The organism is Reyranella sp. CPCC 100927, assembly GCF_007859315.1.
GTDB lineage: Bacteria > Pseudomonadota > Alphaproteobacteria > Reyranellales > Reyranellaceae > Vineibacter.
Genome location: NZ_VOHA01000010.1, coordinates 232,276 through 249,639, shown reverse-complemented (window position 1 = coordinate 249,639; position 17,364 = coordinate 232,276). Strand labels below are relative to the sequence as shown.

General features: G+C 65.9%; 19 protein-coding genes. 12 read left to right on the top strand and 7 right to left on the bottom strand.

What is annotated here, in order from left to right:
- The 5 genes from FQU96_RS25345 to FQU96_RS25325 form a co-directional block, all read right to left on the bottom strand.
- Positions 1 to 1,377 (bottom strand): adenylate/guanylate cyclase domain-containing protein (locus FQU96_RS25345; protein ID WP_146544139.1); only part of this gene is annotated, 1,377 nt, incomplete at its 3' end.
- An 85-nt stretch (positions 1,378 to 1,462) separates the two neighbouring features.
- A complete protein-coding gene (locus FQU96_RS25340; RefSeq protein WP_146544138.1) occupies positions 1,463 to 2,677 on the bottom strand; it encodes an adenylate/guanylate cyclase domain-containing protein in 1,215 nt (404 codons plus the stop codon).
- Positions 2,678 to 2,725: 48 nt separating this feature from the next.
- Positions 2,726 to 3,088, bottom strand: coding sequence for an Atu4866 domain-containing protein (locus FQU96_RS25335; RefSeq protein ID WP_255468528.1), 363 nt, complete (start codon positions 3,086 to 3,088; stop codon positions 2,726 to 2,728).
- Positions 3,085 to 3,537: a carboxymuconolactone decarboxylase family protein gene (locus FQU96_RS25330; protein WP_146544153.1), complete on the bottom strand. Its 453-nt coding sequence runs from the start codon at positions 3,535 to 3,537 to the stop codon at positions 3,085 to 3,087. The genes FQU96_RS25335 and FQU96_RS25330 overlap by 4 nt, the downstream gene beginning before the upstream one ends.
- Positions 3,538 to 3,557: 20 nt before the next feature.
- Positions 3,558 to 4,292, bottom strand: a complete 735-nt coding sequence (locus FQU96_RS25325) for an SDR family oxidoreductase (RefSeq protein WP_146544137.1) — start codon at positions 4,290 to 4,292, stop codon at positions 3,558 to 3,560.
- Positions 4,293 to 4,491: 199 nt separating this feature from the next.
- Here FQU96_RS25325 and FQU96_RS25320 point away from each other — a divergent pair, with 199 nt between their 5' ends.
- From FQU96_RS25320 to FQU96_RS42265, 5 genes are all read left to right on the top strand, one after another.
- On the top strand, positions 4,492 to 5,394 hold the full coding sequence (locus tag FQU96_RS25320) for an AraC family transcriptional regulator (protein ID WP_255468527.1): 903 nt from the start codon (positions 4,492 to 4,494) through the stop codon (positions 5,392 to 5,394).
- A gap of 561 nt (positions 5,395 to 5,955) precedes the next feature.
- Positions 5,956 to 6,702, top strand: coding sequence for a pyridoxine 5'-phosphate synthase (locus tag FQU96_RS25315; protein WP_146544135.1), 747 nt, complete (start codon positions 5,956 to 5,958; stop codon positions 6,700 to 6,702).
- A 23-nt stretch (positions 6,703 to 6,725) separates the two neighbouring features.
- Positions 6,726 to 8,771, top strand: coding sequence for a molybdopterin-dependent oxidoreductase (locus FQU96_RS25310; protein ID WP_146544134.1), 2,046 nt, complete (start codon positions 6,726 to 6,728; stop codon positions 8,769 to 8,771).
- Positions 8,772 to 8,990: 219 nt separating this feature from the next.
- Complete coding sequence (locus FQU96_RS25305) at positions 8,991 to 9,434, top strand: hypothetical protein (RefSeq protein WP_146544133.1); 444 nt, start codon at positions 8,991 to 8,993, stop codon at positions 9,432 to 9,434.
- Between the two features lie 129 nt (positions 9,435 to 9,563).
- The gene (locus FQU96_RS42265) at positions 9,564 to 9,701 is read left to right on the top strand and encodes a hypothetical protein (RefSeq protein WP_178130697.1); all 138 of its coding nucleotides are present in this window, start codon (positions 9,564 to 9,566) and stop codon (positions 9,699 to 9,701) included.
- A gap of 21 nt (positions 9,702 to 9,722) precedes the next feature.
- Here FQU96_RS42265 and FQU96_RS25300 read toward each other — a convergent pair whose 3' ends face one another.
- Together FQU96_RS25300 and FQU96_RS25295 are read right to left on the bottom strand one after the other, a co-directional pair.
- The gene (locus FQU96_RS25300; RefSeq protein WP_146544132.1) at positions 9,723 to 10,163 is read right to left on the bottom strand and encodes a hypothetical protein; all 441 of its coding nucleotides are present in this window, start codon (positions 10,161 to 10,163) and stop codon (positions 9,723 to 9,725) included.
- Positions 10,164 to 10,443: 280 nt separating this feature from the next.
- Complete coding sequence (locus tag FQU96_RS25295) at positions 10,444 to 10,797, bottom strand: hypothetical protein (RefSeq protein WP_146544131.1); 354 nt, start codon at positions 10,795 to 10,797, stop codon at positions 10,444 to 10,446.
- Here FQU96_RS25295 and acpS point away from each other — a divergent pair.
- The 7 genes from acpS to FQU96_RS25260 all read left to right on the top strand — a co-directional run bounded on the left by acpS (position 10,796) and on the right by FQU96_RS25260 (position 17,275).
- Positions 10,796 to 11,194 carry a holo-ACP synthase gene (acpS, locus tag FQU96_RS25290; RefSeq protein WP_146544130.1) on the top strand — a complete coding sequence of 133 codons (399 nt, stop codon included), beginning with the start codon at positions 10,796 to 10,798 and terminating at the stop codon, positions 11,192 to 11,194. The two genes, FQU96_RS25295 and acpS, sit on opposite strands and share 2 nt — an antisense overlap.
- Positions 11,195 to 11,383: 189 nt before the next feature.
- Entirely contained in the window at positions 11,384 to 12,118 is a 735-nt protein-coding gene (gene lepB / locus FQU96_RS25285; RefSeq protein WP_255468525.1) for a signal peptidase I, read from the top strand.
- A 22-nt stretch (positions 12,119 to 12,140) separates the two neighbouring features.
- Positions 12,141 to 12,854 carry a ribonuclease III gene (gene rnc, locus FQU96_RS25280; RefSeq protein WP_255468524.1) on the top strand — a complete coding sequence of 238 codons (714 nt, stop codon included), beginning with the start codon at positions 12,141 to 12,143 and terminating at the stop codon, positions 12,852 to 12,854.
- Positions 12,855 to 12,987: 133 nt separating this feature from the next.
- Positions 12,988 to 13,920, top strand: coding sequence for a GTPase Era (era, locus tag FQU96_RS25275; protein WP_146544128.1), 933 nt, complete (start codon positions 12,988 to 12,990; stop codon positions 13,918 to 13,920).
- Positions 13,921 to 14,163: 243 nt separating this feature from the next.
- Positions 14,164 to 15,480 (top strand): Rieske 2Fe-2S domain-containing protein, encoded by a 1,317-nt coding sequence (locus FQU96_RS25270; RefSeq protein ID WP_146544127.1) that lies wholly within the window; start codon positions 14,164 to 14,166, stop codon positions 15,478 to 15,480.
- 5 nt (positions 15,481 to 15,485) lie between these two features.
- On the top strand, positions 15,486 to 15,983 hold the full coding sequence (locus FQU96_RS25265; protein ID WP_146544126.1) for an aromatic-ring-hydroxylating dioxygenase subunit beta: 498 nt from the start codon (positions 15,486 to 15,488) through the stop codon (positions 15,981 to 15,983).
- 119 nt (positions 15,984 to 16,102) lie between these two features.
- Positions 16,103 to 17,275, top strand: a complete 1,173-nt coding sequence (locus FQU96_RS25260) for an ABC transporter substrate-binding protein (RefSeq protein ID WP_146544125.1) — start codon at positions 16,103 to 16,105, stop codon at positions 17,273 to 17,275.
- Positions 17,276 to 17,364: the final 89 nt, after the last annotated feature.

Here is a 17,364-nt window from a genome sequence, read left to right as displayed (position 1 = left end):
CGGAACGGGCGACGATGGCCGCGCCGCCTTGGGCGCGGGGGCAGGTGCCGACGGCGCCGGCGGCGAGGTGGTGGAATCGGGCGCCGGCCGCGGCGCCTGGGGGCCACGCTCGGGCTGCTTGCGTGCTTGATCCTCGCGGCGACGCGCCTCGGCGGCTCTTGCGCGCGCCTCCGCTTCTTCGCGTCGCTGCCGCTCCTCAGAATCCTCGGCGCCTGGCGTGCCGCCCTTGCCGCTGGGTCTGCCCATCGGATTGTTGCCGGCGGACGTAACATCCAGCATGGCGATCAATGTGCTCACGACCTTGCCGGTGACCTCGTCCTGGATATCGAACACGGCACCGGTATCGCGGTCATAGCGCTCGGCCCAGTCGGAACGGCCGGTCCAGGCATCGATCAGTTCTGCCGAGATGCGCAGGCGTCCACCCTCGCGGCGTACGCTGCCCACCAGCGCGTGCGTGATGCCCAGCTCGCGGCCCAGCTGGCGCACGTCGATCTTGCGGCCCTTCCAGGAGAACGAGGTACTGCGGCCGATGACACGAAGGTTCTGCTGGTTGGCAAGGGCCGCCATCTTGGACAGCGCCGTGATGATGTCCTCGGTGATGCCGTCGCTGAAATATTCCTGATCCTGACCGGTCGGACTTTCGAACGGCAGCACCATGATGGCGACCCCCGTGGGCCGCGATGTGCCGCTCCATGGCCAGGTCCCGCCCAGCCAGGTGCCGAGCGTCGCGATGCCCAGCACCAGCAGCACGGCCAGTGTCATGATCGCCGGCCGCGACACGGATCGTCGCGGTGGCGGCGCCGGTGTGTCCGCGGCTGTCGCAGCCGCGCTGGCCGGTGGCGGTACGCTGCCGGCCGGCCGCACGCGCCAGGCATGCACGGCGCGCGCGATGTTCTTGACCGAGCGTGGCCCCAGGTCGTCGAACACGACCGGCAGCTTGCCTTGGACCTGCTCGCGCACGACATCCGAGACGCAGATCATGCCGGGATCGGCCAGCGCCTCCAGCCGCGCCGCGACGTTGACCCCGTCGCCCAGGATGTCGCTGCCCTCGACGATGATGTCGCCCAGGTTGATGCCCACCCGCAGTCGGAAGCGCCGGTCTTCGGGTTCGGCCAGGCTGCGCTCGGCCATGCAGGCCTGGATGGCCAGTGCGCCCGCCACCGCATCGATGACGCTGGCGAACTCGAACAGCAACCCGTCGCCCTGCGTGCCGACCAGTCGGCCGCGATAATTGGTCGCGATGGGCAGGATCGCCTCGCGATGGGCGCGCCACGCCGCCACCGTGCCGGTCTCGTCGGCGCCGATCAGGCGGCTGTAGCCGACCACATCGGCGCAGACGATCGCCGCCAACCGGCGTTCGACCCGCACCTCGCTCACGGCTCTCCCCTCATGCGGGGAAGCTATCACGTGCGACCGCTCGGTGTCCTTTGCTTCCGGCGCACGCGTCCGCCGTAGCGATGCTTCACAGCAAGGCGGGGTCGATGGTGAACAGCTCCTGCGCGCGCCCGACACCGCGCAGCGCGTAGCGGCCGACGGATACCAGGTTCCTGCGCTCCGGGTCAGGCGTTGCCGTCACGAATTCGGACGACAGCACGACGGGGCGGTCGACCGACCGGCACATCGAGGCGATGCGGTTGACCTCGTTCACGGCCGGACCGATGACCGTGAAGTCAAGGCGGTCGTGGCTGCCGATGTTGCCGTAGAACACGTCGCCGATATGCAGGCCGAGATAGACCGACGTCACCGGCCGGTTCTGATCCATGCGCTGCGCGTTGAGTGCACGCTGGCGCTCGCGCAGCGCCGCCTCGGCGCGCAGCGCGGCGCGGCAGGCCTCGGCCCGGTCGTCGGACTTGAAGATCGCCAGCGTGCCGTCGCCGATCAGCTTCAGCACCTCGCCGCCGGCCTCGCGGATCGATGTGATGACGGCATCCGCATAGTCGTTCAGCAGTGGAATGACCTCGTCGGGAGGGGCGGTGTCGGTGATGGCGGTGTAGCCGCGCAGGTCGGAGAACCAGAGCACGGCGCTGATGCGCTCGGCCACGCCGCGCGAGATGCGGCCGCTCAGCACGCGCTGGCCGGCGTCCTGGCCGAGATAGACCTCGACCAGGGTGCCGGCGATGCGGGTCAGCGATGCGCATTTGATCGCCAGCGCCAGCGACGGCGTCAGCCGGCGCAGGGCCGCCAAGGTGGATTCGCGAAAACCATCGGGATGTGCCGTCGTCCACGACGAGTAGAAGCAATCCATTTCGCCGATCGTGCCCTTGTCGGCGAAGCGCTGTATCAGCGCGAAGTATTCCGTCTGCCCTTGCTCGCGCAGCATCTGAAGCTGCGAAAAGTTCACCGGGTCGGTCGGTCCCAGCGGGCAGCGCATCTCATCGGCCCCGGTCGTCAGGATGTGATAGAAAGCGCTTTTCTGCCAGTTCTCCGCCGCCTCGCCTTCGTTGGTTGGACCGAACTCGATGAGGGCGCTTTCCTCGACGTCATCGTTGCGCCAGCGGAAAGCGCGCCCCTCGTACGTGGGATGCAGCGTGTCAATGATGGCGAGGCCGCGCGACAGTTCGAGGCCGGCTGCGCTGCAGCGGGCGCAAAAACCATCCATCAGGTCGGTCTCCGAGGCGCCGGTCAGGCCGCGATGAACCACCCATGCTGCAATCTGCTCGATATCGATGTCGTTCATGGGCCCTTACCTGGGATCGCCAGCGTCAATCGGCCAGAGGATATCCTGTCATTCACGCCGAAATGTGTCAGGTCCAACCGTGAGCGTGCCATCGACCACGCGGCCCGTCGCCGTGAAGCCGGAATCATCGACAAAGTGCAGGACGTCGCCGCGCACCGAGTATCGGCCGGTATAGGCACTTTTGCGCGTACCGCGGGCCTCGTCGTAGCGTCCGTCCGACCGCAGTTCGAGACGGACATGGCCATCAGCGGTCACCCACATGCCGACGAAATGCTGATCCGCCATGGGAGCCCCCTGTTGTGCGTTCGCGGTCGTGGTGGCGGCCTCCGCGGCGACGGCGCCAGCGGCTAGTGCGCTCATCGCACGCAGCACGTGGCGGCGGCGTACTGTCCGGTTCTTCGAGGCGTTCATCGCGATTCTCCAGCCCGATCTCTTTCTCCGAACAGCTCGATCAACGTCTGTGCGGCATCGATGGCGCGCGGAAAGCCGGCATGGACGGTTGTCAGGTAGATGACCTCTTTCAGGTCATCGCGCGCGACGCCGACGTTGAGCGCGTAGCCGGCATGGATTTTCATCTGCGTCCGGTTGCCCAGCGCGGCGAATACCGCCACCGTGGCCAGCTGGCGCGTCCGCGGGTCGAGGCCCGGCCGTGACCAGACATCGCCCAAAGCGTAGTCGGTGATCGCATCGGCCAGGAAAGGGAACTCCTGGCGCAATGCCTCGAGCGCCGGCTGACTCTTGCCTGCGTTTAGTGTCCCGACCACCGCTTCGCCGCGCTGGCGGCGCTCGCTCTTGAGCGGATCGGCAACCGCAGGGGCGGTCGCGGCGATGATCACCGCGGTTGCGATCACGTACTTCATGGTCATGGTGTTCCTCATGCTCAATAGGGGCTTGCCGTCGGGCGAACGATCATCTCGCTGACATCGACATCGTCGGGTTGCTCGATTGCGAACAGGACGGCGCGTGCGATCGCATCGGGGCTGATGACGATCCTGCGGAATGCCCGCATGCCCTCGCGTGTCTGCGGGTCCGAGATGCTGTCGGCCAGTTCCGATTCAACGGTGCCGGGACTGACCACCGTAATCCGGATCCTGTCGGTCTCCTGGCGCAGGCCGTCGGAGATCGCGCGCACGGCGAACTTGGTGGCACAGTAGACCGCAGCCGTCGGATAGACGGCGTGACCGCCGATCGACGAGATATTCACGATCTGGCCCGTGCCCTGCGCCTGCATGATCGGCAACGCGGCCGCGATGCCGTGCAGAACGCCACGGATGTTGACGTCGATCATGCGGTCCCATTCGTCGACCTTCAGCAGCGATAGCGGCGACAGCGGCATGACGCCGGCATTGTTCACCATCACGTCGAGGCGCCCGAACGCGTCCGTCGCGAAGGCGGCGAATGCCTGCATGTCGGTACGGTCGGTCACGTCGAGCGCACGCAGGCGCGCGATACCGCCATCGGCGGTGATCGCCGCTGCCAGCGTCTCGAGGCGCGCCGTGCGTCGCGCGCCGATGACGACGCGGGCGCCGCGTTGCGCCAGCAGCCTGGCGGTGGCCTCGCCGATGCCGCTGCTGGCGCCGGTGATGGCGATGACTTTCTCATTCAATGTCGGCATGGCGTCCCGGGTAGCTGAGCCGGCGCGGCGCACCGGTCGATGCGAGGGACTGTGGGCGCGGTGATTGCCGGGGCGGTAGACCGGAACTGGCCGGTTCTTGCCTGATCCTCCAGGGTCGCGGTGTTGTGATCGGCTTGCAGGCCGCGATCGTCTATGCTGCGGGATGAGATCCGATCACGAGAATGTTGGAGCGCGGCGCGTGGAAGCAGGACTCGAACTGGCCGAGTTGATTGAACGATTCGCCGGCAAGGACGGCATTCATGCCACGCCCATTGCGCGCCTGTTCCTGATCCGCGCGTCGCGACCGACCATGCCGCTGCACGTGCTGCATCAGCCGGCGGTGTGTTTCGTCGCGCAGGGCCGCAAGCAGGTGATCGTTGGCGACGCGATCCATGTCTATGACAAAGCGCAGTACCTGATCGTGTCGGTCGACGTGCCGGTCATCGGCCAGGTCCTGAAGGCCAGCCCCAGGAGCCCGTATCTCTGCCTGCGTCTTGATCTTGATCCCGCGACCTTGGGGGCCTTGCTGCTGGAAACCGGTGTGCGCGCCCGTGAACACCGGCAACCCGCGCCGGCGCTGGGACTGAGCGCGATGACGTCGGACCTTCTGGATGCCGCAACCCGGCTCGCACGGCTGCTGGCGGCGCCACGCGATATCGCCATTCTCGCCCCCTTGGCGGAGCGCGAGATCCTCTATCGGCTCCTGACAGGCGAGCAGGCGGCCAGGCTGCAGCAGATTGCATTCGCCGACGGCAAGCTGCAGCAGGTCAATCGCGCCATCGGCTGGATCAAGCACAACTTCACCAAGCCGTTCAGCATCGATGTGATCGCTGCCGAGGCATGCATGAGCCCGTCGGCTCTGCATCAGCATTTCAAGAACGTCACGGCCATGAGTCCGCTGCAATATCAGAAGCAGCTGCGGCTTCAGGAAGCCCGCCGCCTGATCCTGAGCGAGGCCGCCGATGCCGCCACGGCAGGTCATGCCGTTGGCTACGACAGCCCCTCGCAGTTTAGCCGCGAATATGGCCGCTTGTTCGGTGCGCCGCCGCGGCGTGACATCGCGCGCCTGAAGACAACACCGGATCTGGTCTTCGGCGTTTGAGGGCGTGATCCCCAAATGATGAGCCCCGTCCCGAACGGGTCGGGAAGCGGGGCTCGGTGGGCCTCTTGCCCAGGCCGCTCGTGGAGAGTGGCCTATTTCGCACCGCGTCTCCAACACCTGGCCAAAGGCGTTGGTCGTCGGTTCGCTCTAGTCAAGTCAGTCGTGATTGTCGATGACCCGGAGTGTCCTTGGCCAAGGAATGCGATCGACTGTCCAGGTCATGGTCCCGCCGAATGCTCAACGAGACCCGGGTCGCTGGCCCGGTGGAGTATCCATGCGTGGCATGTCTCCCGAGCTGGTTGTCGCGCCGCCTGCCGTCCCGCGCTGCCAGCAGCGCCACCCTTCGTTCGCGCTAGCGGCGCGCAAGGGGGACGAACAGACAGTACAAGCCTCTGCCTGTTGTCCGTCCGAGTCAAGGCCGCGCGCGGTGGATGAGTGTTTGGTCGGCTCCAAGGCAGCACCGCTCGGCTGAAGCCAGCGACAATGCGGACAAGTTCGCGGCGGACGCCGCGCAGGGCCGCACCTAAGTTTGGCGCCGCCCGCTACTGCAGAAGGTCCGGCATGAGCACGCGTCGTATCCGTCTGGGCGTCAATGTCGATCACGTGGCAACCGTGCGCAACGCGCGCGGCGGTCATCATCCCGATCCGGTCCGCGCTGCGGCGCTGGCGGCCGAGGCCGGCGCCGATGGCATCACGGCGCATCTGCGCGAGGATCGCCGCCATATCGTCGATGCCGATATCGAACGCCTGGTGCGCGAGGTGCCGCTGCCGCTGAACTTCGAGATGGCGGCGACCGACGAGATGGTCGCCATCGCCTTGCGCCACAAGCCACACGCGGCCTGCATCGTCCCGGAGCGGCGCGAGGAGCGCACCACCGAAGGCGGTCTCGATGCGGCGGGCCAGCACAATCACCTGGCACCGCGTGTGGCGCGCCTGCGCGAAGCCGGTATCCGCGTGTCGCTGTTCATCGAGCCCGATCGGCGCCAACTCGATGCCGCCGTGGCGTTGGGCGCGCCGGTGGTCGAACTGCATACCGGCCGCTATTGTGAACTCGAGGGTGGGGCACGCACGGCGGAACTGGAGCGGTTGCGCAAGGCGGCCGCCACCTGCGGCACGCTGGGGCTGGAGTGCCACATGGGCCATGGCCTGTCCTACGACAATGTCGAGGCAGTTGCCGCCATCCCCGAGGTGATGGAGCTGAACATCGGCCACTTCCTGGTGGGCGAGGCGATCTTCATCGGCTGGAAGGAGAGCCTCACGCACATGCGCCGCCTCATGGACAAGGCGCGCGGCATCAACGGCGGGTAGCGCCGAACCGAGCGGAGTCGACCATGGCTGTTCTTGAACGCGCCGGCGTCTGCACCCTGGATTGTCCCGACACCTGCAGCCTGACGGTCACCGTTGATGATGGCCGCATCGTGAAGGTGCGCGGCTCGACGGCGCTGCCTTATACCGACGGCGTCATCTGCAACAAGGTTGCCCATCATACGGATGCGTTCGTGCATGGCGATGCCCGCCTGCAGTTTCCACTGAAGCGCGTCGGCCCGCGTGGTTCGGGTCGCTTCGAGCGCACCAGCTGGGACGAGGCACTTGATCTCATCCACCAGCGCGTCACAGCGGTCATCGAGCGCTTCGGGCCGCAAGCCGTGATGCCGCTGAACTACGCCGGACCGCATGGCCTGCTGTCGGGTGACAGCATGTCGTTGCGGTTCTTTCACAAGCTGGGTGCCTCGCAGCTCTATCGGCGTGCCTTGTGCGGCGGCGTGCGCAGCGAGGCGTGGAGCGGCACCTATGGCGCGGTTCCCGGCCTCGGCCCGGATGCCGCGGCGGATGCGCAGCTCAACATCGTGTGGGGCAACAACGCGACCGTTTCCAATTTACACCTGGTGCGGAATATCCGCACCGCCAAGCGCAAGGGCGGGCGCCTGGTGGTGATCGATCCTCTGCGGACCAAGATCGCGGCGCAGGCGGACCTGCGTCTGGCGCTGCGGCCGGGCACGGACGTCGTGCTGGGGTTCGCGCTGGCAGTCGAACTCGAGCGTATCGGCGCTCACGATCAGGCGTTCATCGCGCGGCACGTCGAGGGTTACTCCGCGTTCATGGACCAGGCGCGGCCGTGGACGATCGCCGCCGCCGCCGAGGCTTGCGGCGTGCCAGCCGACGACATCCGCCAGCTGGCACGGTGGATGGCCGATGCCGATCCGCTGGTGTTGGCGCCGGGCAACGGACTGGAACGCGGTCGCAACGGCGGCAGCGGCATACGTGCGGCGATCGCCTTGCCGGCGTTGATGGGCAAGCTGAGCGCCACCAGCGGCATCGTGCTGGGCGCCAGCCACGCCGTACCCAAGACCATGGCGAAGCTGCAGCGGCCCGATCTGATGCCCGCCGGCACGCGCACGCTGAACATCCTGGATGTCGGTCGCCACCTCGAGCGCGATGACATCGACCCGCCCTTGCGGGCGCTCTTCATCTACAACCACAACCCGCTCGTGGTGCATGCCGACCAGAACCGCCTCAAGCGTGGCCTGGCGCGGGACGACATCTTTCTGGTCGGCATCGAGATCGCGATGACCGAAAGCATGCACTATTGCGATGTCGTGCTGCCGTCGGCGACGCATTTCGAGTGCGACGATCTCTACGGCGCCTACGGCCATCACTGGCTGCAGCGGGCCGAGGCCGTCATTGCACCGGTCGGTGAGTCATTGCCCAACACCGAGATCTTCCGCCGGCTGGCAAGGCGTTTCGGTTTCGACGACGACTGCTTCGCGGCCAGCGACAGCATGCTGATGGACGATGCCGTCGACGGCAGTCATCCGCGACTGCGCGGTGTGGTTCCGAGCCGCATTCCGACAAGCCAGGCATTGCGCATGACGGCGCCCGATGGCCGGCCGCTGGCGCTGTTCGACAACGTCATGCCGGCAACACCGTCGGGCAAGGTCGAGCTCATTTCCGACACGCTGGCCACGCGCTGGGGTACGGCGGCGCGATTGCCGGCCTTCCGGCCGCACACCAGTCGGTTCCCGCTGGCGCTGATTTCGCCGGCCTCGGACAAGCGCATTTCGTCGACCCTGCTGGGGCATGGCGGTGCGCCGGCTGAAGCCCCGCCGTTGATGATGCACCCGGACGATGCCCGCAGGCGCCGCCTGGAGCACGCCAAGAGCGTGCGGGTGTGGAACGACCTGGGCGAGGTCGTCTTGCCACTGCTGGTGACCGACGCCGTGCCGCCGGGTGTGGTGGCGTCCGAGAAGGGTGCCTGGCTGGCCACCAGCACCACCGGGCAGACGATCAGTGCGCTCGTGTCGGCCGACGAGCGCGCCGATCTGGCCGAGGGCGCCTGCTACAACGACACCGGCGTCGAGGTCGCGGCTGCCGCCTGACGCAGTGCGGTCTGATCCTGGCCGCAGATTGAAGCAGCCTGACGCGACATGCCGTTGAGTTTCAACGCGGCGTCGCGCTTGAACGCGCGTCTTTCGCTCAGTGCCCCAATTTATCCTGCAATGCCCCGTGATGCCCTCTGACACACGCGAGCCGTGGGCGATGAAATGAGGCTGCCGGCGGATCGCTGGCGGGCTGCATCAGCGTTGGGTGGGACGGACATGCGTTTTGCTGTAGGGCTTGAGAGATTGGGCAGCGTTCTCGGGGTGCTGATCGGGGTGGCGTCGGGTCTCGACGTCGCCGCGCGTCCGGCGCACGCGCAGGCCGAACAATACGTCGGTCAATGGCGGTGTCAGCTCGTCAATCAGACGGTATCGAACAACCGCTTCGAGAACTACAGCTATACCTTCACACTGGCCTTGTACGGCAACGGCAGCTTCGAAGCGCAGGGTGTCTACTATGCCGAAACGAACGGCTACAACGACCCGTTCCAGGCCCAAGGTCAATGGCAGGTGGAGCAGGGCGGAATCGTCGGTCGCGGCCAGGCCTTCAAGCAAAGCGGCAACACACCGTTCAACCTCGTCCTGACCGGTTACACGGCGCAGAGCATGTCTTTTCGTACCGAGTCGGCCTACGGCCGCCTGGCGATGGCATGTCAGCGATAACGCATCACGCGTACCCGCTCGATGTGAATCCGGCTGATGCGATCACTGGGGTAGCACGTCCCACCGCACGACGTGCCGCGACGGTTGCGGCGAGAAAAGGTTGTCGTTGGGCAAGCAGGATGGTCGCGCATGCCATCGTTGATACCGACGGCGCCTTCCAGCACCGCGACCATCAGTGCATTGAGCGCCGAGGTCGAGGCGCTTGCCGCCGCCTGGGCCTCCGGTACGGCCTTGCCGACGGAAAGCAAGACCGGCCGCCAGAACTGATCGCGTGGCGATCGTGCGCGGCTACGATCCGCTGACCATGCTGGCCTTGGCGGACGTGACCTTGTCGCCGTCCACGGTGCAGGAGAACTGAAGCCGGAAGCCGTCGCCTATCGGGGCCTCGCCGGCAACGTCGATCGAGTCACCGGCTCCCTTGCGGGCGCGCGCTGCCGTGCGCACGGCTGCCGTCACCTTCTCCTGGCCGCGTTTCTGAACTGCAGCCCGTGCCGCGTCACCCACGCGTTGCAGGTCCGGCCCGCCTTTGGGTTTCATCCAGTCGGGCATGGTCGGCATGGTCATGTTGGCGTTGATCCAGACGGCGTCCGCGCAGTGGGTGATGGCCCGTTGCGCCGCTTCCGGCGGCGGGCTGTCATCGCAGGCCGATATCAGTCCCGCGAGGCTGATGAGATACATCACGGCGATCACATGCCGTCGTACCCGCGGCAACGATCTGTTCAATTGCATGCGTCCTCGTTCCCGTCGTGGTGCTGGTGCAGAGATGCACACCGCCGCCTGACCGGAAATCCATTGACTCATTTCGCCATCACTGTCAGTAAGAGATTGAATGCTCGCTCATATTTGCCGTGCCGTGAGAAAACGACCGAGTGGACGTTTCTGCGGCACCCCGAGGTAAAGGAAGCGACATGCCGTTCGATCTGCCATTTTTCATTGTCGTCGCAGCCGGGGTGCTGATTTTTGCACTCATACGATCGCTCAGGCGGCCTCGGAGGAGGCCGGGCTCCGGCTACGATCGAACCGATACCGATACGAACTGGCCCGACCGGTCATCATCTTCATATGGGGCGACCGGCGGATCGTCTTCCCTATCGGGCCCCATGGTGGCCACCGCGGCCGGCGTTGCGGCCGGCGCCGCCATCGGATCCGCAGTTCTGGGTTCGGAGGCGACTGGCCATGGCGGCGACAGGTCCGGCGGTGGCGCCGATACCGATAGCGGATCGACCTCCGACAGCGGTTGGGATAGCGGTGGGTCCGACAGCGGCAGCTCGGACAGCGGTTCCTCGTCGACCGACTGATCCGGGACGTGCGCGCTGTCGGCAGGCTGGCATCCGGCCGAGTGACGGGCTATCTCCGGGGCCATGATTATCGGTATCGGCAGCGACCTGGTCGACATCAGGCGGATCGACAAGACCCTGCAGCGGCATGGGGAGCGCTTTGTCGATCGTTGTTACACGGAGGTCGAGCGCAAGCGCTCGGACGGTCGCGCCGATCGGGCCGCCAGCTACGCCAAGCGCTTTGCCGCCAAGGAGGCCTGTTCCAAAGCCCTGGGTACCGGCCTGCGGCGCGGCGTCTACTGGCGCGACATGGGCGTGGTCAACAAGCCCAGCGGCAAGCCCACGATGCTGCTCACGGGCGGGGCGTTGAAGCAGTTGCAGAGCATCACGCCGGTCGGCATGCGCGCCGAGGTCCACCTCACCATCACCGATGATTTCCCGATGGCGCAGGCTTTCGTGATTATCGAAGCTCTGCCGGAGTGACTGCTCGCTGTCGCGCCAGAACGCCGCGCGACCGACCGGCACCGCAGCAAACCGCGCTAAGGGCAAGACTTCCGGGGCCTTTGTTGCTATACCCGCCCGCTGCCCTGCTACCCTCGGCACGGCACCTCGCGTGGGCACGCAATGGAAAACCGTAAGTCTCTGAGTCGCAAAGAACAAACGGGCGGCTGGATGGAGACGGTGAAGACCGTCGTCTACGCCGTCCTGATCGCCATTGTGGCGCGCACCTTCTTGTTCGAGCCCTTCAACATTCCCAGCGGCTCGATGATTCCGACCCTGCTGGTGGGCGACTACCTGTTCGTCTCCAAGTACTCCTACGGTTACAGCAAGCACTCCTTCCCGCTGTCGATGGCCCCGTTTTCCGGCCGCGTTCTTGAGCGTCCGCCGCATGCCGGCGACGTCGCGGTCTTCAAGTGGCCGGGCGACAACCGCACCGATTACATCAAGCGAATCATCGGTGTGGCCGGTGACCGCGTCCAGGTGAAGGGCGGCGTCCTGTTCGTCAACGACAAGCCGGTCGATATGCGCCCGGCGCAGGAAGTTGGTCCGCGGCCAGCCGGCGGCTCGAGCGATGGTCAGATCTATGTCGAGGTGCTGCCCGGTGGCACGCCGCACTTCATCCAGAAGAAAAGGCCCCTGGGTGCACCCAAGGAAGCGGGCGACGATCCCAACAACACCCGTGAGTTCCTGGTGCCGCAGGGACACGTCTTCGTGATGGGCGACAACCGCGACGAGTCGGCCGACAGCCGCGTGCTCAGCAGCCAGGTCGGTTTCGTTCCGATCGAGAACCTGGTGGGCCGGGCCGAATTCATCTTCTTCTCGCATGATGGATCGGCATCGCTGTGGGAAGTGTGGAAGTGGCCCGAGGCCATCCGGTTCAGCCGCATATTTCATGGCATTCGTTAAGTCGGCCACGAAGGGGGGAGGCGTGGGACGTGACACGTCGGGCGGCGATGATCCCGGGCAGGCCTTTGTGGCGGCGCTCGGACATACGTTTGCCAATCGCGATCTGCTGCGCGAGGCGTTGACGCATCGCAGTGCCGTCGATCGCCAGCGTGGCCGCAACATCGATTTGCGGCACGGCAACGAGCGGCTGGAATTCCTGGGTGATCGCGTATTGTCGCTGGCCGTGGCCGATCTGCTGATCCGCCGCTTCCCCGACGAAAGCGAGGGTGAACTGGCGCGCCGCCACGCCGCGCTGGTGCGGGCCGAAACCCTGGCCGATGTGGCGCGCGCTATCGAACTGGGCGGGCGACTGACGCTGGCCGACTCGGAGGAGGCGACAGGCGGCCGTCATAAGCCGGCCATTCTGGCTGATGCCTGCGAGGCGGTGATCGGGGCCCTGTATCGCGATGGTGGTCTGCCGGCGGCGAGCGCTTTTGTCGAGCGCTATTGGCTGCCCCGCATCGAGCATGATCCCAAGCCGCCGCGTGACCCCAAGACGGCACTGCAGGAATGGGCCCAGGGCCGCGGCTTGCCGCTGCCGAGCTACCGCGAGGTGGGCCGCGAAGGGCCCCCCCATGCGCCGCAGTTCGTCATGGAAGTCGTGGTGCGGGGCCGGACGCCGGCGCATGGCAACGGCAAGACCAAGCGCGAAGCCGAGCGCGCCGCGGCCACTGCCATGCTGGGCGCGCTGAAGTGATCGCCTGAAATTTTGACCACAAAGGCACAGAGGACACCGAGGAACACAGAGATGAAAGACTCCCGCTGCGTGCCGAAGGTGCGCTCACGTTCTCTGTGGCCTCTGTGTCTCGTGAACCGTTTCGACCGCCGCCATGACCGATACCGCTGACAGCGGCAGCCCCCGCGCCGGGTTCGTGGCGCTCCTGGGAGCGCCCAATGCCGGCAAGTCGACGCTGCTGAACGGGCTGGTCGGCGGCAAGGTGTCGATTGTGTCTCCCAAGGCGCAGACGACGCGGACCCGTGTGCTGGGCATCGCGATGCGTGACGTGCCCGGCGGCGGGCGGGCGCAGATCGCCTTTGTCGACACGCCCGGCATCCACGATCGCCACCAGCGCCGCCTGGAGCGCGCCATGGTGCGTGCTGCCTGGCAGGGCGCCGCCGACGCCGATCTCGTGGCGCTCCTGATCGATGCCGCCCGCGGCTTCGGCGACGAGGTGCGCGCCATCACCATGCGGTTGCGCGAAATCGGCAAGCCCGCCGTGCTGGTGCTCAACAAGATCGACCTCATCCGGCGTGACAAGCTGCTGGCGCTGGCGACGGCAGCCAACGCAGCCCATCCGTTCGAGCGCACCTTCATGGTATCGGCGAAGACCGGCAACGGTGTCGGCGACCTCGCCGATTGGCTGGCGGGCGCCGTGCCGGCGGGGCCGTGGCTCTTCCCCGAGGATCAGCTTACCGACATGCCGATGCGCCTGCTGGCCGCCGAGATCGTGCGCGAGCAGGTCTTCCTGCAGCTGCACGACGAATTGCCGTACGAAGCTGCGGTCGAGACCGAGACCTGGGAGGAACGCTCCGACGGCAGCGCGCGCGTGGACTGCGCCGTCTTCGTGATGCGCGAGAGCCAGCGGCCGATCGCGCTCGGCAAGGGGGGCGCGCGCATCAAGATGATCGGTAGCCGCGCCCGCAAGCAGCTGAGCGAGATCGCCGGGCGGCCAGTGCACCTGTTCCTGACCGTCAAGGTCAAGGAGCGCTGGGCCGAGGACCGCATGCGCTACGGCGAATGGGGCCTGGACTACGAAGTGTGACCCCTGGGAGCGCGGGCCTCTGGCCCGCTCATGTCAGAGGAAAGCAAAGCTTTCGCTTGATGCGGGCGAGACGCCCGCGCTCCCAGGGCATGAGCCAGGGCCAGTCTGGCGCTGCCAAACATCGCACGCTAACATCGCCGCGCTGCCATCCGAGTTGACCCGTCAGTCGCTGCGGCCGGTGTGAATGCCTCATCGTCCGACGGGCTATCATGAGGCGCGTTTGCGCGGCGTTGGGAGGAAGCGATGCAAGTAGGCATGGACTTGCGCCAGGCGGTCGAAGCCGACCGTGTTCATCGGCATGTCTACACCGATGCGGGCATATTCGAGCAGGAGATGGACCGGATCTTTCACCGCGTGTGGACCTATGTCGGCCACGAGAGTCAGGTGAAGAGCCCCGGCGACTACTGGACCGTTCAGGTCGGGCGTCAGCCGATGATCATGATCCGGCATCGCGACGGCACGGTGCATGTCCTGCACAACCGCTGCCCGCACCGTGGTGCCATGCTGTTCGGCAACCGCAACGGCAATGCCGGCGGGCCGATCACCTGCTCCTATCACGCCTGGCAGTTCGATACCGACGGCACCTGCCGGACGGTGCCGCTGTCGAAGGGTTATGACGGCACGCGCCTGGCGCCCGGCGGCGCGGACTGCCATTTGCGCGACATGAAGCGGGCGGCACGCGTCGAATCCTACCGTGGGTTTGTCTTCGCCAACCTGAGTGTCGACGGCCCCTCGTTGCTGGAATGGCTGGGCGCCGCGAAGATCGCGTTCGACGACATGTGCGACCGCGCGCCGGCGGGCGAGGTGGAGGTCGTCCCCACCTGCTTCCGCGTGATCCAGAATTCCAACTGGAAGATCTTCCTCGAGAACCAGCTCGATGCGCTGCACCCGGCGGTGACGCATGAATCGACCGGCAAGGCGGCGTTCGATGTCGAGGAGGAGATGAAGAAGCGCGGCGGCCACGCGCCGCTCTCCTATCACTACATGTCGGCCTTCTACACGACGCCGGTCGCCAAGTGGGACCAGTTCCAGACCCTCAATTATCCGCACGGCCATTGCATCCTGACCGGCTACATGGGCCTGCGGCCGCGCGATCCCGATACGCTGGCCTACGAAGAGACGATGAAGAAGGCCTATGGTGAGGCGCGCATGGAGGAGATCCTCGGCGTCAACATTCACCATGTGCTGCTCTATCCCGGCCTGTCGGTTCAGTCGCCGCTGCAGCAGTTGCGCGCCGTGCGGCCGCTGGGAGTCGACAAGACCCTGACCGAGATCTGGCATTTCCGCCTGAAGGGCGCGCCGGAAGCGATGTATCGCCGGGCGCTGGGCTACTACAACCTCGTCAATTCGCCGGCGACGCTGATCAATGCCGACGATCTGTGGAATTTCTGGAAGATCCACCAGGGTCTGGCGTCCGACGGCGGCGAATGGGTGAGCTTCCATCGCAATGCCGGCCAGGATCTGGAAGCGGATGGCGTGGTCACTTCGTGCATCGGCACCAGCGAAGCGCCGATGCGCAACCAGTTCCGCGCCTGGGTCGACTACATGGGCGCGAGGTGAGCACCATGGCCACCATGAACGGTGACGATCCGCAGCGCAGCATCGAGCAGTTCCTGTACCGCCAAGCCGAGTGCCTCGACACTGGCGACTGGCAAGGATTCATCGATCTGTTCGCCGACGACGGCATGTACTGGATGCCGGCCGATCCGTCGCAGACCACCGGCGACGGCGTGCCCTCGATCTTCTACGAGGACCGCGACCTGATGGCGGTGCGCCTGCGGCGGATGACGCATCCCCGTGCGTGGTCGCAGAAGACCGAGTGGGGCACCAACCACGTGGTTTCGAACGTACGCATCGAGACGGATGACTCCGCCAGCGGCGAACTCGTCGTGCGGTCGCGCTTCCACATGATGGAGTTCCGCAACGACGCAACCCGGCACTTCGCCGGCTCCTACATCCATCATCTGCAGCGCGGCCCGGACGGTTATCGCATCAAGCTGCAGCGCGTCGATATGGTGAACGCGCAGGGCATGTACGACTACGTGCTGCAAGCGTGGGTGTAGGGGTATCGTGTCCTCCCCAGATTGTCATCCCGAGCCAAGCGAGGGATCTTCTGAAGAGGGCGTACGGTGCATCAAAAGATCCCTCGCTTCGCTCGGGATGACAATCTGGGGAGGGCAGAATGAAGAACAAGACCTGTCTGCTGGCCGGCATCGCCGTGCTGGCGCTGGCCTCGGCCGCGCACGCCGCGGACAAGGTCAAGGTCGGCTTCATGAGTACGTTGTCCGGGCCCGGGGCGGCGATCGGCGTGGATATCCGCGACGGCTTCGAACTCGTCGCCAAGGGCGACAGCGGCAAGCTGGGTGGCCTCGCCGCGGAAATCACCATCGTCGATGACCAGCAGAATCCCGATACGGCGCGGCAGGTCGTCGAGCGCTTCACCAAGCGCGACCGCGTCGACGTGATCACCGGCATGGTGTTCTCCAACGTGCTGCTGCCGGTGATGCCGGCCATCCTGGGCTCGAAGACCGTCTACATCAGCCCCAACACGGGGCCCGAGGACTACGCCGCGGAGAAGTGCGATCCGCACTTCTTTGTCGTGTCGTGGCAGAACGAGGACACCGCGGCTGCCATGGGCCAGGTGATGAACGACCGCAACCTCAAGAACGTCTACCTGATCGCACCCAACTATCCCGGCGGCCGCGAGACGTTGAACGGCTTCAAGCGCACCTACAAGGGCACGATTGCCAGCGAGGTCTACACCAAGCTGGGCCAGCTCGACTACGCGGCGGAGATCGCGACCCTACGCGCCGCCAAGCCCGACGCGGTGTTCTTCTTCCTGCCCGGCGGTATGGGCACCAACTTCATCAAGCAGTATGTCAGCGCCGGCGCGCAGCAGGACGCCAAGCTGTACACACCCGGCTTTTCTGCCGATGAAGATACGATCAAGTCCGTCGGCGAACCCATGGTCGGGATCCTCAACACGACGCAATGGGCGCATGATCTTGATAACCCGGCGAACCGGAAATTCGTCGCTGACTTCCAGAAGGCCTACGGCCGGCTGCCCACAATGTATGCCCAGCAGGGTTACGATGCGGCCCAGTTGATCGCCGCCGCGGTGCGCGACACCGGCGGCAAGATCGAGGACAAGGCCGCTTTCCTGAAAGCGCTGCAGGCCGCCAAGTTCGACTCCCCGCGCGGCAAATTCCGCTTCAACACCAACCATTATCCGATCCAGGACTACCACCTGCGCGAGGTGATCAAGGACAGCACCGGCCGCATCACCAATAAGACCATCGGCAAGGTCTATAGCGACTACGCCGACCCGTTCGCCGCGCGCTGCACGATGAAATGAAGTTCGGGTCGAGCGACCACACCGTCATCCCGAGCGCAGCGAGGGATCTCTTGAGCGCGGCGTACTACGTCTGCATCAAAAGATCCCTC